Annotated in this window: 1 protein-coding gene; it reads right to left on the bottom strand. The window is 37.1% G+C overall.

What is annotated here, in order from left to right; translation table 11 throughout:
- Nucleotides 1-34: 34 nt before the first annotated feature.
- Nucleotides 35-1,291, bottom strand: a complete 1,257-nt coding sequence (locus QM917_RS10550; protein WP_153225811.1) for an ISL3 family transposase — start codon at nt 1,289-1,291, stop codon at nt 35-37.
- Between the last annotated feature and the right edge of the window lie 124 nt (nt 1,292-1,415).

The following is a 1,415-nucleotide window of genomic DNA, read 5'->3' as shown; positions in this document are numbered from 1 at the left end:
GGCTCATTGTCAACTGTAGTGGGTTGAATAAAAACTAACATCTGGAGAGGACAATTGATGTCCTCTTCATTTTTATATTCAGAGCGATGAAAATTCGTTTCTTAAAGTTGTCAAAGTTCCGAAATCCAAAGGCATTTCGTTTGATAAGTTTAACGAGATTATTGGTCGCTTCCAATTTGGCGTTGGAATAGGGTAGTTGAAGGGCGTTGACAATTTTCTCTTTGTCCTTGAGAAATGTCTTAAAGACAGTCTGAAAAAGAGGATGAACCTGTTTAAGATTGTCCTCAATGAGTCCGAAAAATTTGTCTGGCTCCTTGTTCTGAAAGTGAAAAAGCAAGAGCTGATAGAGATTATAGTGGTGTCTCAAGTCTTCTGAATAGCTCAAAAGCTTGTCTAGAATCTCCTTATTTGTTAAGTGCATGCGAAAAGTAGGGCGATAAAAACGTTTATCACTTAGTTTACGACTATCCTGTTGAATGAGCTTCCAGTAGCGCTTGATAGCTTTGTATTCATGGGATTTTCTATCAAATTGATTCATGATTTGAACACGGACACGACTCATAGCACGGCTAAGATGTTGCACAATGTGAAAACGATCTAGAACGATTTTAGCATAAGGAAAAAGCTGTTTAGCCAAGTTATAGTAAGGACTAAACATATCCATAGTAATGATTTTCACCTGACAGCGAACCGCTCTATCGTAGCGAAGAAAGTGATTGCGGATGATAGCTTGTGTTCTGCCTTCAAGAACAGTGATGATGTTGAGATTATCAAAATCTTGTGCAATAAAGCTCATCTTTCCCTTAGTAAAGGCGTACTCGTCCCAAGACATAATCTCTGGAAGACGAGAAAAATCATGCTTAAAGTGAAAGTCATTGAGTTTACGAATGACAGTTGAAGTTGAAATGGATAGCTGATGGGCAATATCAGTCATAGAAGTCTTTTCAATTAACTTTTGCGCAATTTTTTGGTTGATAATACGAGGAATTTGATGATTCTTCTTGACGATAGAAGTCTCAGCGACCATCATTTTCGAGCAATGATAGCACTTGAATCGACGCTTTCTAAGGAGGATTCTAGTAGGCATACCAGTTGTTTCAAGATAAGGAATTTTCGACGGTTTTTGGAAGTCATATTTCTTCATTTGACATCCGCACTCAGGGCAAGATGGAGCCTCATAATCCAGTTTAGCGCTGATTTCTTTGTGAGTATCCATATTGATGATATCTACAATCTTGATGTTTGGGTCTTTAATATCAAGGAGTTTTGTGATAAAATGTAATTGTTCCATATGAATCTTTCTAATGAGTTGTTTTGTCGCTTTTCATTATAGGTCATATGGGACTTTTTTTCTACAACAAAATAGGCTCCATAATATCTATAGGGGATTTACCCACTACAAATATTATAGAGCC

The sequence above is a fragment of the Streptococcus infantis genome, from assembly GCF_047460685.1.
Classification (GTDB): domain Bacteria; phylum Bacillota; class Bacilli; order Lactobacillales; family Streptococcaceae; genus Streptococcus; species Streptococcus infantis_AD.
The sequence above is the reverse complement of the archived record's forward strand: the minus strand, read 5'-3'. Positions and strand labels throughout refer to the sequence as shown.